The following is a 13,430-nucleotide window of genomic DNA, read 5'->3' as shown; positions in this document are numbered from 1 at the left end:
CGAGGGAATGCAACAATCTTTTAGAAAAGAGCCTTTGGAAATGAGGGACTTTACATGAGTAAGAAGGTGATTGTCGTTGGAGCGGGTGTAGCGGGCCTTGCCAGTGCCATAAGGCTACAGCACGCTGGTTATCAGGTGGAGATCTATGAAAAAGGGTTAACACCTGGTGGCAAAATGAATCGGATTGAACTAGACGGGGGATACAAATTTGATTTGGGGCCAAGCATTGTAATGATGCCGGAAATATATCGGGAGCTATTTGAACTATGCGGCCGCAACCCGGATGATTACATTCCAATGGAAAAATTGGACCCGATTTACCGGGCTTATTTCAGTGATATTCCCGACAAGCCTTTTGATATCTCCTCTGACCTTACCAAATTGACAAAGACGATTGAATCAATCAGCGAAGAGGATACGGCAGGTTTTTTTCAATATATGCATGAAATATACAAACGCTTTATCATTGCAAAGCATCACATTCTTCAAAGACCTTTCCGCAAAAGATCTGATTTTTATAACCTCGCAATGTTGAAGAAAGCAATGAAACTGAAACCTTACGACACAGCAGATTCGTTTGTAGGAAAATATATTAAGAATGAACGGCTGAAACAGCTGATTAGTTTTCAAACGTTATACATAGGTATTTCGCCTCTTAACAGTCCTTCTTTTTACACCATGATTCCGATGATTCAATTTCTATATGGAGTATGGTTTATAAAAGGCGGTATGTATACGATGGCGTTGGCCATGGAGCGGCTCTTTAAGGAACTTGGAGGAACCATTCACTATGGAAGGGATGTCCAGGAGATCTCCATTCACAATCGCCAGGCGGAAGGGATTGTTGTGGATGGACAAAAAGTCTCTTCGGATTATGTGGTGTGTAATGCAGACTTCCCATATGCAATAAAGCATTTAGTAAAAGACAAGGCAGCCAAAGGAAAATATACCGATAAGAAGGTAGATAGCCTGAAATACTCTTGTTCATGTTTCCTTTTATATCTCGGTATGGACCGTAAATATGAAGAAATTGACCATGTACATAATTTTATTTTCAACGAAGACCTTGATCAGAATCTCAAAGATATTTTTGATGGGAAGAAGCTAACGAATGCCTCCTTTTATGTATATATCGCTTCAAAAATGGATCCTTCCCTTGCACCTGAAGGAAAAGATGGATTGTATATCCTGATGCCTGTATCAGATATAGCGACAGCAAACTATGAATGGAACGAAGAAACCATTTCGTATTATCGCAGTTACATTTTAAATGAATTAAAGAAAATCCGTGGTTTTGAAAACATTGAAGATGAAATTGTCACCGAAACGCATACAACACCACTCGATTTTAGCTCGAAATTCAATGCCTATAATGGCGCGACGTTTGGCTTGCAGCCAATCCTGAAACAAAGTAACCACTATCGTCCGCAAAGCAAGGCCAGCCATTGTGAAAACTTGTACTTTACCGGAAGCAGTACACATCCTGGCGCTGGTGTTCCAATCGTGCTGTTATCCGCCAGAATCACCGCACAGGAACTAATACAAGACGATACTGGCAATCTGTTTGATTATTCAGCAACATAAGATCATAAAAGCTGTGTTAACACAGAGGGGAAGGAGGCAGGTTTTATGACAGTTTTAGATGTAATTAATCTTGTTATTGGATTTGTGGCAGTGATGATTGGCATGATCATGTTCTGGTCTTTGCCGGTTCCCGGTTTCTCCTCCAGGCCTAAGGAAAGTCTTCCGTTTCTGTCGATCATTATTCCAGCTAGGAATGAAGAAGGCAGGATCTCACCGTTATTGCAATCATTACAGGAGCAACGTTTCAGCCAATTTGAAATTCTGGTTGTGGATGACGATTCATCTGACAATACTGCTGCTGTTGCAAAAAGCTACGGTGCAAAGGTTCTGCAGAATACAGGTGCAGGAAAATCATCAGCCTGCTGGCTTGGTGCCGAACAGGCCAAAGGAAGCTGGTTATTATTTTTAGATGCAGATACTAAATTCACCAGTGTGGATGGTTTAACTAAACTGCTGCATTTCTATCAGGGAAAGGGAGCCAGAGGCATCACAGCCTTACAGCCATTTCATACAGTTGAGCGCTTGTATGAACACATCTCCGTTGTATTTAACATTATCGTCGTGGTAGGGATGAATCTATTTACGATTTGGGGTTCGCGGTTTAAAACCGCCGGTTCGTTCGGCCCATGCATTCTATGTAATCGAGACGATTACTTTTTATCTGGTGGGCATAAAAAAATCGAGGGAGCCATCATGGATGACTTGGAACTGGGAGAGGCCTTTCTTGAACAAAATCTCCCGGTTCGCTGCCTGGGAGGCAAAGGAATTATGTCTTTGCGCATGTACCCAGAAGGAGTGGGAAGCCTGGTCGAGGGCTGGTGCAAAAGTTTTGCCATCGGTTCCAAGTCCACTCATCCCCTTGTCATGCTGATGGTCATCTTCTGGATTTCCGGCAGCTTTATCGCAGCGGGAGCATTGATCTCTTCTATCATCGAATGGAACACTACCGCAATGATATTCAGTGGAATCTTGTATATCCTGTATACGATTCAAACGGCATGGTTTGCCAGCAGGGTCGGTAATTTCAGATGGGCGGTTTTTCCTTTATATCCGATCTTGTTTATGTTTTTCGTAGGGATTTATCTGTACTCCTTTATTAGGGTGAATGTGTTTCATTCTGTGAGTTGGAAGGGGCGGAAGATTAAGGTCTGATTGATTCTTTAGTCATGATAAAAAGGCTGTCTCTACCTGGAGACAGCCTTTTCTCGTATAAACCTACGTGCGTTATTCTTTCATATAGGTTTCAACTAACTAAAGTATTATATTCGATTTCGGGATTAATGTTGTTTATTTGGTAGTTTTTGTTCCGGATGGCCTTTCCCTTGACGCTTTCTATTTTGCTCATCCTTTGCTTGCTTCTCATGTAGCTCATCAACGAATTTATTAGTGTCTTCCATTACAATTCCTCCTTCACAAATGGTGATAGGATATAATCTAACCATTATTGTAAATAACATGCATGGTAGAAGCCCATGAAAACAAAAACTAGCGCCTGGAATCTTGATTCAAGACTTATAATAAAGTGCCTGTCACTTTCGTTCAATTTATAAATATGTTTCATTATAATGGTAAGAGGGGACAAGATTGTCCCTTGCTATATAGTAGGTATAAGTCTGATTGCACCACTTGTACCATAACAAAGAAAGTGAGGGTATGTATGAGAGTAATCGGGATTGATTTATCAGGGCCGAGTAATCATAAGGATACCGTTCTTACCGTTTTTGAAGAAAGGGAACATACCCTACAATTTATAAAATGGAAAAGTAATATAAGTGATCAGGACATATTAACGGAGATTTATGAGCAAAGTCAACTGGATGAGGTCGTGATCGGAATGGATGCACCTTTATCCTATGAGGACGGGGGAGGAGATCGGCAAGGTGACCGTGAGTTAAGAAAGTTTATTGTGTCATTAGGGATGAGATCCGGCTCCATCATGCCGCCTACCCTGAATCGAATGGTGTATTTAACCTTAAGAGGGATTAAGCTTAGTAGAGAGATAGAGGGGATAAAAAGCAAATTTCCCATTTCTATAGTTGAAGTTCATCCAGGGGCCGTTATAGGCTCGAGGCTACCTAAAAAAGATTTAGAATATGCCTTGAAATATAAGCAAGACCAGTCAGCTAGAGGTTTCATTCGAGCTTGGCTTAATGAGCAAAAGCTTACACATATTCCTATCGAAATTGAAGAAGAGAGCCATTCCATTGATGCATGTGCCGCTGTATTAGGAGCATGGCATTGGAAGAATCCTTTGTATCAGCCAAAATGGATATTACCAGCTCAGTTTCCTCTTCATCCTTATGATTATTGCTGCTGATGGGACAGGATGAATGCCAGGTTCTAATGTTCAATGAATACCTGGCATTTTTATTATGTTGAGCAGGAATTCATATACCTCTAAATTGAAAATATGGAGGAAGCAAAAAGAAAGGTGTTGATGAATTGAATAATCCAGATTACGACTATCTGTGGAAGGATGTCGTTACGTCACTATTTGAAGAATTCCTTCTGTTCTTCTCTCCAGATTTATACGAAAGGGTAGACTTCTCAGTTCAACCAGAGTTTCTCGAACAAGAACTTCTAACCATTCTTCCTGAATCTTCTAGTAACAAACGAACCTCAGACAAGTTAGTCAAGCTTCGATTAAAGAACGGAAATGAGCAATGGGTTTATGTTCATATTGAGGTGCAGGGTGATTACAAAAAAGAGTTTCCGAAACGAATGTTTCAATCTTTCTATCGTGTTATGGATTTTTATGAAAAGCCCGTTTATGCTATGGCGCTGTTCACAGACGAGAGAGCCTCTTATAACAAAGACCAGTATTCCTATGAATTCCTCGAAACAAAAGTAACTTACAGTTATAAAACCTACCGTATTGCCTCTCAAACAGAGACCACACTTTTACAATCACATAACCCATTTGCATTAGTTGTTTTAGCAGGATTATACGCCATAAAGAGTAAGAAGGAAAAGAATTTAACCTATTATTTTAAACGATATTTGATGACGATTCTTTTTCAAGATAAAATGAAGGAAGAAAGTATGACAAGAGAAAACATTCGTAAGTTACTACTATTCATAGATAAGATTCTCACCATGCCATTTGAGGAAGAAGCTGCCTTGATTCAAGAAATGAAACCAGTTATTGAAAGGGAGGGTTCAGTCGTGGGATTATCAATCGAAGATATAGTCCTAGGTCAGTACCTGTTAAATGAGGCAAGAGAAAAAGCGAAAAAAGAGGGAAGAGAATTAGGTATACAAGAAGGAAGAGAAGTAGGTAGAGCTGAAGGAAGAAGAGAACAAAAGATTGAAATTGCGGTAAAGTTATTACAGCTTAATGTCGGCTTGGAAGCCATTATCGAGGCAACTGGTTTAACCAAAGATGAAATAGATAAATTAAGAAATTAGAAGGAAACGGAAGGGGCAGGGGATGCTGTCTCTTCTGTTTGTTTATAAGTCGGACAAGGTCCCTGTTGCTTTTAATCGAGGATAAATGAAAAGGAGGAACACTGCTATGAAAATTGGATTGATTGGAACTGGTTTTTTTGCCGAAAAGCATTCTAGTATTCTTAGTAAAATTTCCGGAGTGGATGTAACTGCATTTTTGGGGTCAAGTATTGAAAAGGCAGAAAAGGAAGCAAGGAAATGGTCCAATGCCAAAGGTTACATACATGTGGAAGAGATGTTAGATCAGCAAAAGCTAGATGCTGTTTACATCTGTGTACCTCCTATGGCGCATGGCGCTTTTGAAAATGTGTTGCTAGAAAGAAATATTCCCTTTTTTGTAGAGAAGCCGCTTGGAGTTCGTGAAGAACCATATGAGATTGCAAAAAGGGTCGAAGAACTAGGACTAATTACTTCGGTTGGTTACCAATGGCGCTATAGAGACACGACTCAAAAAATACGGTCAATCCTTCAGGAACGTAAAGTAGGCATGGCACTTGGTTATTGGATGGATACGATGCCAATGGTTCCTTGGTGGAGAGATGTAAATAAGTCTGGAGGACAATTTGTTGAACAGACAACACATATTGTTGACCTGTTACGCTATCTTTGTGGAGAAATCAAAGAAGTGTATGCTGCCTTTAATAGGAGTATGATGCATGAGAAGGTTAGTGGTTCAACGGTTTCAGATGTAGGGAGTGTGACCTTAACGTTGCACAATGGGATCATTGCCACTATTTTGAATACATGTATTCTTCCTAAATCATATAAGGTTGGACTAGAACTTTACACAAATCAAGGTGTACTAGAAGTCAGCATTGATGAAGCAAGAGATGTTAGGGAAGGTTCTATAAAGAGATATTCCGATGAGTTAGATCCTTATGTAGTTGAAAACAAGATATTTCTAGATGCCGTAAGAACAGGGGATCCCTCTAGCATCCTATCAACATACCAAGATGCTGTGAAAACTCACCAAGTGACGACTGCAACCGGGCACTCAGCAATGACTGGGAAACCCGTTATTATGGAGAGTATTTGATAGCTGTTATGGACCGAAACCACTTGGAGGTTAACTTCAAGTGGTTTTACTTTATTATTTTAGTAAAGAAATTAAATAAGTTCTTTCTTGTTCGTTATTTATCACTTTTTCAACGATATGTTCTTGACATAAATATTCCCTAACTTTTGGATTTTGATATATCTTTTCATAGTATATACCGTTATCACTAAGCTCCTTGAACCAACTTTCCTTTTTTAACTTCCTTATATTTCTACTAAATTTAATATCTTCTATATCTAGACCTCCCATAAACAAAAGTCCTAAGAATACACTTACAATAAAGCCAACTATCATTTTAATCATTTTCACGAACGTCACCTCTTTACGATTATAGTTTATTTCCATATTTTTTCAATTAAATCAACGACAAATAAACTAGAGTCAGGGACAAGGTCCCTCGAATTCTGCATAGGAAAATTATACTACCTATTTAGTAAGACATTGGTTAAACTAGATTTATAGAAAAACTAGCATTTATAACAAATACATTATAAACTGCATTAAATTAATTTGGAGGTCAGTAGGATGAAAGTGTTTAAGAATTTGAGGATTGGTGCCAAATTAATTCTGTTATTGGCTATATCCACTGTGGCCTTACTAGTGGTTGGATTTACAGGATATTCTCATATGAAAGAGATGGCTAATAAGTCTGAGGAAATGTATGAAGAGCGTTTATTACCAGTCATGTGGTTAGGACAGCTGAACACAAACAACAGTGATCTTGATTCTTACATTTTAGAGCTGATCATTTCAAAGGATGCAGACCAGGATACAGAATTTCAAGAGAGTATTACCAATAAAATAAAAGAAAATGAAACGTTAATTGCTCAATATAAGCAGCTTTCCCTACTTCCTGCAGAGGAAAAGAACATAGAGACCTTGGAAATGAGTTATGCTTTTTTAGGAGAAATCCGTCAAAAGGTAATTGATTTAGCGACTAATGGAAATAAGGATATCGCTTATAAACTTTATGTTACTGAGGCGAAAAGTGTAAGGAAGGATGCAGAAGCTGTTTTATCTGAATTAAAGACCACTAATGAACGTGCTGCAGAGGAATTAGCACAGGAAAACCAAGTGAAAATTAAGAATGCTACGGTTTTTCTGGTTATCATTATACTTGGTTCTATTATTTTCTGTATTTTAACAGGTGCGATCCTAGCACACATGATTACAAAACCGATCAAAGAACTTCAGTACTTAATGAAAAAAGCGGAGGAGGGTGACTTTACCGTTAAAGGCACTCACCTCTATCAGGATGAAGTAGGTCAGTTAACCACTTCTTTCAATCAAATGGTCTATGGATTACGAGAGATTATCCAACGTGTGCATACCACATCTGAACAGGTGGCTGCTTCTTCGGAAGTACTGGCAGCGAGTGCGAAGGAGAGTGGCTTCACGATTAATGATGTCTCGAAGACAATTCAAGAATTGTCATCAGGTGCAGAGGAACAAGCACGAAATACGGATCAAACCTTTAAGATTATGAATGAAATGACCGCTGGAGTTAGCCAGATCTCGATCCAAACAAAATCTGTTGTATCAAAGGCTGTTCATACAAATCATCAATCGTCGGAGGGAAGAAAATCTATTGATTCCTCTATCACTCAAATGAATAACATTTCTACAAATGTAAATGAACTGTCTACCGTCGTTAAAGGATTAGGCAGTAGATCCAACGAAATCTTTTCAATCGTGAAAGTGATATCAGAAATTGCCGAGCAAACGAATTTATTAGCATTGAATGCAGCCATCGAAGCAGCAAGAGCGGGTGACCATGGAAAAGGATTTGCTGTCGTTGCCAGTGAGGTCCGTAAGCTAGCAGAACAGTCTGCTAAATCCTCCAAACAAATTACTGACCTCTTAACCGTTATTCAGGATGAAACTCATCAAGCAGTGGCATCCATGGAGGAAACGTCAGAAGAAGTAAACGAAGGAATTAAAGTGGTAGGAGCAGCAGGTGAAACCTTCACATCCATTCAACATGCAATCCAGGATGTAACGAAGCAGGTAGAAGAGGTGTCTATTGCCATTGAACAGATGGCTGTGGGAACAGACCAGGTAAAAGAAGCAATTCAGGTCGTTTCACAAATTGCAGACCAATCAGCAGCAGGATCACAGAGTGTCTCGGCTGCTGCACAACAAATGGCGGGTACGTCAGAAGAAATCACTTCATCCTCCATGAAGCTTGCGACTATTGCAGACAATCTACAGGATTTAGTGAAGAAGTTTAAAATATAAGGCTCTTTTGTAAATTGAAGTTCCGCTTTCTTACGAAAAAATCACCTATATGCTAGGTGATTTTTTTCTTTTTGAATTTAATACCACTCGTGTAATGATAGAGAATAACGTGAGAAATCAGCTTATTTCAACCATTTTATTCTTCATAAGAAAAGTATACAAACAAGTCTCTTCTTTAAAAAACACGAACGATTACTTATTGACATGTTGTTATTGTTTGTATTAATATTCTATAGGTGATGAAAATAATATAATTATTTCTAATTGTTCGTATATCCTCAGAAATATGGTTTGAGGGTCTCTAGAAGGAACCGTAAAGTCCTAACTACGAATGGGTATTTAATTGTACCCTTTTGTAGTTGGGACTTTTTGTGCTCTTAGAAGTTTTATTAATTGGAGGCTATCATGGAAAAGTTATTTAACCTTACAGAACGTGGATCATCTGTTAAAACTGAAATTGTCGCAGGTATTACTACCTTTTTAACAATGGTTTATATCATTGTTGTTAATCCTGCAATCTTATCTTCTGCTGGAGTTCCGTTTGATCAGGTATTCATGGCAACGATTATTGCAGCAGTAGTTGGAACGCTTTATATGGGGATTTTCGCTAAATATCCTATTGCTATCGCTCCTGGAATGGGGATGAATGCCTATTTTGCTAGTGTGGTTGCCACACAAGGCGTATCTTACCAGACTGTTTTTGGTACTGTCTTTTTAGCTGGATTATTGTTCATTATCATGACATTTACTTCTTTACGAGAAACTTTAATTCAAGCGATTCCGAATTCGCTTAAATATGGAATCACATCTGGCATAGGATTGTTTATTGCGTTTATAGGGTTGAAAATGGCTGGGATTGTGGTCCCTAGTGAATCGACAATGGTTACGTTTGGAGATTTACATCAGCCTGTTACTTTACTTTCCTTGTTCGGATTGTTTTTAACACTCATTTTACTAGCCAGAAAAATAAATAGTGCATTGTTCATAGGGATGCTTGTTACTGCAGTCCTTGGGATTTCAACAAATCTTCTTAATTTTGATGGAGTTGTCTCGCTTCCACCAGCTCCTGTGTTTCTTGATCTAAATGTAGCTGGTGTTTTTACAGAAGGTTTATATACTGTTGTGTTTGCTTTCCTTTTAGTTACTATTTTTGATACAACAGGGACCATGATCGGAGTTGCCGAACAAGCGGGTTTAACAAAGAATGGAAAGTTCCCAAGAGCGAAATCAGCATTAATGGCTGATGCCCTTGCCACTACAGTTGGATCAACATTCGGTACAAGCCCATCTAGCGCTTATATTGAATCTTCTTCAGGGGTAGCAGCTGGAGGTAGAACAGGCCTAACATCTATCATTGTTGCGATTCTATTTTTAGTTGCGATGTTTTTCTCACCTGCTATTTCAGCCATTTCTGCATTACCTGCAATCACAGCACCCGTCCTTATTATTGTTGGCTGCTTTATGATGGAAGGTCTTTCTAAGATAGATTGGAAAACATTTGATGAAGCATTTCCTGCATTTGCAATCATCCTAACGATGCCACTTACTTCAAGTATTGCAACTGGAATAGCGATTGGAATTATTACGTATCCGCTCATGAAAGTGGTTAGTGGTAAGTGGAAAGAAGTACATCCGATTCTATATGTATTCGGTGTGATCTTCTTAATCCAAATGATTTTCTTTCCTGCACATTAAGAAAGAGCTAAGACGTGATCCTTACTTCTTAGCTTAAACTAAAAAAATCTCCATTTTCAAGAATCCGCCACACGGTTGTGCTGGGTGCCCACCAGCATAATCACCTGCTACCATAAAGTCAAAAATCATCTACACACTTATGTGCTAGGTGATTTTTTTTATCCCCACAACCCCTTTTACACTTATAATCACTAGACAGAAGGGGCAGGTAGAAGGAGTTTAATCTTATTCTATAGAATAACATGAGTGAATGTTTAATGGAGAGTAAAACACTAAAGGAAGTAGGGTGTATTATAGAAATGATTGCTGAAACGGAACGATTGCTATTAAGGGCTTTTGAAGAAATTGATGTAGAAGATGCAAAGGGATTTTGGGGAGATCAGGAAGTAATGGAGCATAGTCTCGGAGCTATTCCTCACGATTACTTACATAAAGTTTTAGCGGGATATGCAGCTTGCCACCGGGAAAAAGGTCTTTCTATGTATGCGGTTATAGAAAAGGAGTCAGGTAGGGTGATTGGTGCAGCTGGATTTAACGTAAGAACTACGATTGAGTCAGTAGAATTGCTTTACCATTTTTCTAAAGCCTCATGGGGGAAGGGATACGCAACAGAGGCTGCAGCAGCATGTGTTGATTTTGCTATTAAAAATCCTACTGTAAAGTTGATTTACGCATCCGCTGATACAAAAAATGCAGGTTCTCTAAAAATACTAGAGAAAGTTGGGTTTGAGTACAAAGGTATGAAATGGTTTGATGATACAAATCAGGAAGAGCCTTATTATGAATTAAATATTAAAGGTGAATAGGGACAAGGGGACAGGGACCTTGTCCCTATTATTTCTGCTTAATCCTACCCCAATAATTCTAAGAATCAATGATATCGATTACTCATTACTTTTCTCTACCTTCCCCATCCAAAATAAATGAAAAAGCTAAAAACATTGATCTCCCTTGGTACTTTACTTGTATTTTCCGTATAATAAATGTAATAAAACTTGGAGGTGTCCTATGTCTATTTCAGAGAGAATCATTAAAGATCTTGAGATGTTGGATGAAATAGAAAGAGAGAAAGTACTTCATAAAATTATTGAGAAATACATTTCCAAGGACAAAGCCATCCTTTTGGGGAAAACCTTTGATTGGTGGAATAATGAGGAGGATGATATTTATAATGAGTAACCTTTTGAAGCAGGGGGATGTTTGGTTGGTAAATGTACTCTTCGAAGATAAAAATGAATGTAAACAACGACCAGTTCTCATCATTGGAAATGGATGAACGTTGGATGTTGATGTTAGTATTGCTCCAATAACAAGTAAATCCCCAAGAAGTGATTTCGATGTAGTGTTAGAATATTGGGGAGAAGCTGGATTATTTAAACCATCAGTGGTACGCACTTCCAAGATTATTTCTATTCACGGATCTGAGTAAAATCGTAAGTTAGGTATACTCCACCCTCAAGACCTTCAAACAGTACTTCGTACATGTCGAAAACCTATTAGTTCCACGCTCCCTTAAAAATCAACCTTCAAACATAATTTAACCTCAATTAACCCAAATTAAAAATGTACACTCACCTTGTATATCAATAAAGCATTTATTTTGGAGGGATAGTGGAAATTCTTTCTGAAAACAGTGACAAAGAAATGAGTTTGTTATAAAAAGATAATATACTACTTCTAATATAAATTTGGAGGTGATACTAGTGAAATGGTAGCAAGTAAGTGAATAGTATCTAGAGCAATGGGTGCTTGTCGAGGCTCAAAAAATTCAATTCGATATCTCGATGAATTGCCAATCAATCACACTTCCCCGAATCTACTCCTGCTTGGAAAGAATATAAGAAACTTCATCTAGCTGAACCTACCCATGAACACTATATTTTCCATACTGACCACAAAACAATTGAAGTGAAAGAACAAAATGTAAATTTCGTATCGAGACGGAAAAGGAGATTAATAAAAAGTGGACAAATGAGTCTAAAAAAAATGTATAATAAATGATAATGGAGGAGGTTGATAAAATGGAAGAACTTTTAAAGCAGTTATTACAGGGACAAAATGAAATAAAGATTGATATTAAAGAAATTAAAAGTGAAGTAACAGACATTAAGAATGCTGTTCACCGTATTGAATTAAGTCAACCTCAAGATATTGTTGCTATTCTTGATCGAATGAACAAAAATCTCGAAAATAAAACTGATGTTTTAAATAAGCGAGTATTTAATGTAGAAACTGAACTAGAACGTTTAAATAGACAATAACAAAGAAGAAACAATGGGATGGATTATACGACTCCTAAAAGGAAGTTTGAAATCCACCGCTGTGATTTTTAATAAGAATCACCTACACATAAATGTGATAGGTGATTTTTTTTGTGATTTTTTTAAAAAACCACAACCACAACCCATATTACCCATGTAATCACTATATACAAATATGTGGGAAAAGGAGGACAGAAGGGACAGGGACTTTGTCTCTTATTCATATAAGAAACAGTCACTGTACCCTTGTTTTTCTGTCACTTTAAAAATATCTTATAGTTTAATGTCTCCTTTTCCCTAAATTTGTAATAAATTGTTGTAAACTACCAATTAAACTACTAAAGTTGAATTATAAAGAGTCATAGGAGGAGTACGGTTGGAAGTATTTTTAGGGATTGTGCTATTGGTACTGTTTGTTCTTTTTACACTCAATAAAAGTAAAATCATTGGTTCCATCGGTGAGGCGTATGTAAGGAAACAAATAATGACCCTAAACCCAGAGGTATATAAATCTGTTCATGATCTTTACATCCCAATAAATTCAGGAAGAACCTCACAAATTGATCACGTGATTATATCAGAATATGGAATTTTCGTAATTGAGACAAAGAATTATGAGGGTTGGATATTTGGTTCTGAAAATCAAAAGCAATGGACACAGGTGATTTATAAGAGAAAAGAAAAGTTTAGTAATCCCATCTGGCAGAACTACGGACATATTCAAGCTTTGAAAGAATACTTGGGAATGGAAATAACTGATTTAGCATTTTACAATATTGTTGTCTTTACGAAGAGAGCTGAATTTAAGTTTGATCCAACTTCATTTACTTCAGCCAAAATCATGCATCCAAAACAGATTACTAGATTCATACATAATGAGATTGGAAGAAAGATCTCACAAGGGGATGTTAATAAGATACTAGTGAAGTTATCATCAATAAAAGATCAGGATTCCAAAGTAAAAAGAGAGATTAAGAAGAATCATGTAAAGAAGATTAAAGAATCTAAGAACACACAACAAGTTATAACTAAGCTAGGGCAGTGCCCTAAGTGTGGTAATGCCTTAACTAGTAGAAAAGGTAAATATGGTGCGTTCATGGGGTGTAGTAATTATCCTAAGTGTAGATATACTAGTGCTTCATAAATAA

Annotated in this window: 15 protein-coding genes and 1 riboswitch; of the genes, 13 read left to right on the top strand and 2 right to left on the bottom strand. The window is 37.7% G+C overall.

Features of this window, described 5'->3' with window-relative positions; all coding sequences use genetic code 11:
* Positions 1-54: 54 nt before the first annotated feature.
* Entirely contained in the window at positions 55-1,584 is a 1,530-nt protein-coding gene (locus tag G4D63_RS17035) for a phytoene desaturase family protein (protein ID WP_163180945.1), read from the top strand.
* A 45-nt stretch (positions 1,585-1,629) separates the two neighbouring features.
* On the top strand, positions 1,630-2,736 hold the full coding sequence (locus G4D63_RS17030) for a glycosyltransferase family 2 protein (RefSeq protein ID WP_163180943.1): 1,107 nt from the start codon (positions 1,630-1,632) through the stop codon (positions 2,734-2,736).
* A gap of 125 nt (positions 2,737-2,861) precedes the next feature.
* Here G4D63_RS17030 and G4D63_RS17025 read toward each other — a convergent pair whose 3' ends face one another.
* Positions 2,862-2,981, bottom strand: a complete 120-nt coding sequence (locus tag G4D63_RS17025; RefSeq protein ID WP_163180941.1) for a DUF4023 domain-containing protein — start codon at positions 2,979-2,981, stop codon at positions 2,862-2,864.
* Between the two features lie 260 nt (positions 2,982-3,241).
* Here G4D63_RS17025 and G4D63_RS17020 point away from each other — a divergent pair, with 260 nt between their 5' ends.
* The 3 genes from G4D63_RS17020 to G4D63_RS17010 all read left to right on the top strand — a co-directional run bounded on the left by G4D63_RS17020 (position 3,242) and on the right by G4D63_RS17010 (position 6,067).
* Complete coding sequence (locus tag G4D63_RS17020; RefSeq protein WP_163180939.1) at positions 3,242-3,901, top strand: DUF429 domain-containing protein; 660 nt, start codon at positions 3,242-3,244, stop codon at positions 3,899-3,901.
* Between the two features lie 125 nt (positions 3,902-4,026).
* Positions 4,027-4,992, top strand: coding sequence for an RpnC/YadD family protein (locus G4D63_RS17015; protein WP_163180937.1), 966 nt, complete (start codon positions 4,027-4,029; stop codon positions 4,990-4,992).
* Between the two features lie 106 nt (positions 4,993-5,098).
* Positions 5,099-6,067, top strand: a complete 969-nt coding sequence (locus tag G4D63_RS17010) for a Gfo/Idh/MocA family protein (protein ID WP_163180935.1) — start codon at positions 5,099-5,101, stop codon at positions 6,065-6,067.
* A 54-nt stretch (positions 6,068-6,121) separates the two neighbouring features.
* On the opposite strand, the gene G4D63_RS17005 is transcribed toward G4D63_RS17010, so the two are convergent.
* The gene (locus tag G4D63_RS17005) at positions 6,122-6,397 is read right to left on the bottom strand and encodes a hypothetical protein (RefSeq protein ID WP_163180933.1); all 276 of its coding nucleotides are present in this window, start codon (positions 6,395-6,397) and stop codon (positions 6,122-6,124) included.
* Between the two features lie 216 nt (positions 6,398-6,613).
* Here G4D63_RS17005 and G4D63_RS17000 point away from each other — a divergent pair, with 216 nt between their 5' ends.
* From G4D63_RS17000 to G4D63_RS16970, 8 genes are all read left to right on the top strand, one after another.
* On the top strand, positions 6,614-8,326 hold the full coding sequence (locus tag G4D63_RS17000; protein WP_163180931.1) for a methyl-accepting chemotaxis protein: 1,713 nt from the start codon (positions 6,614-6,616) through the stop codon (positions 8,324-8,326).
* A 248-nt stretch (positions 8,327-8,574) separates the two neighbouring features.
* Positions 8,575-8,674: riboswitch (purine riboswitch) on the top strand.
* Between the two features lie 57 nt (positions 8,675-8,731).
* Positions 8,732-10,021, top strand: a complete 1,290-nt coding sequence (locus tag G4D63_RS16995; RefSeq protein WP_204559166.1) for an NCS2 family permease — start codon at positions 8,732-8,734, stop codon at positions 10,019-10,021.
* Between the two features lie 257 nt (positions 10,022-10,278).
* Positions 10,279-10,827 (top strand): GNAT family N-acetyltransferase, encoded by a 549-nt coding sequence (locus tag G4D63_RS16990; protein WP_239586013.1) that lies wholly within the window; start codon positions 10,279-10,281, stop codon positions 10,825-10,827.
* A 202-nt stretch (positions 10,828-11,029) separates the two neighbouring features.
* Entirely contained in the window at positions 11,030-11,200 is a 171-nt protein-coding gene (locus tag G4D63_RS16985; protein ID WP_163180929.1) for a hypothetical protein, read from the top strand.
* Complete coding sequence (locus tag G4D63_RS21950) at positions 11,193-11,297, top strand: type II toxin-antitoxin system PemK/MazF family toxin (RefSeq protein WP_239586012.1); 105 nt, start codon at positions 11,193-11,195, stop codon at positions 11,295-11,297. The genes G4D63_RS16985 and G4D63_RS21950 overlap by 8 nt, the downstream gene beginning before the upstream one ends.
* Before the next feature lie 3 nt (positions 11,298-11,300).
* A complete protein-coding gene (locus G4D63_RS16980) occupies positions 11,301-11,450 on the top strand; it encodes a hypothetical protein (RefSeq protein ID WP_163180927.1) in 150 nt (49 codons plus the stop codon).
* Between the two features lie 592 nt (positions 11,451-12,042).
* On the top strand, positions 12,043-12,282 hold the full coding sequence (locus tag G4D63_RS16975) for a hypothetical protein (RefSeq protein ID WP_163180925.1): 240 nt from the start codon (positions 12,043-12,045) through the stop codon (positions 12,280-12,282).
* A 376-nt stretch (positions 12,283-12,658) separates the two neighbouring features.
* Complete coding sequence (locus tag G4D63_RS16970; protein ID WP_163180923.1) at positions 12,659-13,426, top strand: NERD domain-containing protein; 768 nt, start codon at positions 12,659-12,661, stop codon at positions 13,424-13,426.
* Positions 13,427-13,430: the final 4 nt, after the last annotated feature.

The organism is Bacillus mesophilus (assembly GCF_011008845.1).
GTDB classification, from domain to species: Bacteria; Bacillota; Bacilli; order Bacillales; family SA4; genus Bacillus_BS; species Bacillus_BS mesophilus.
The sequence above is the reverse complement of the archived record's forward strand: the minus strand, read 5'-3'. Positions and strand labels throughout refer to the sequence as shown.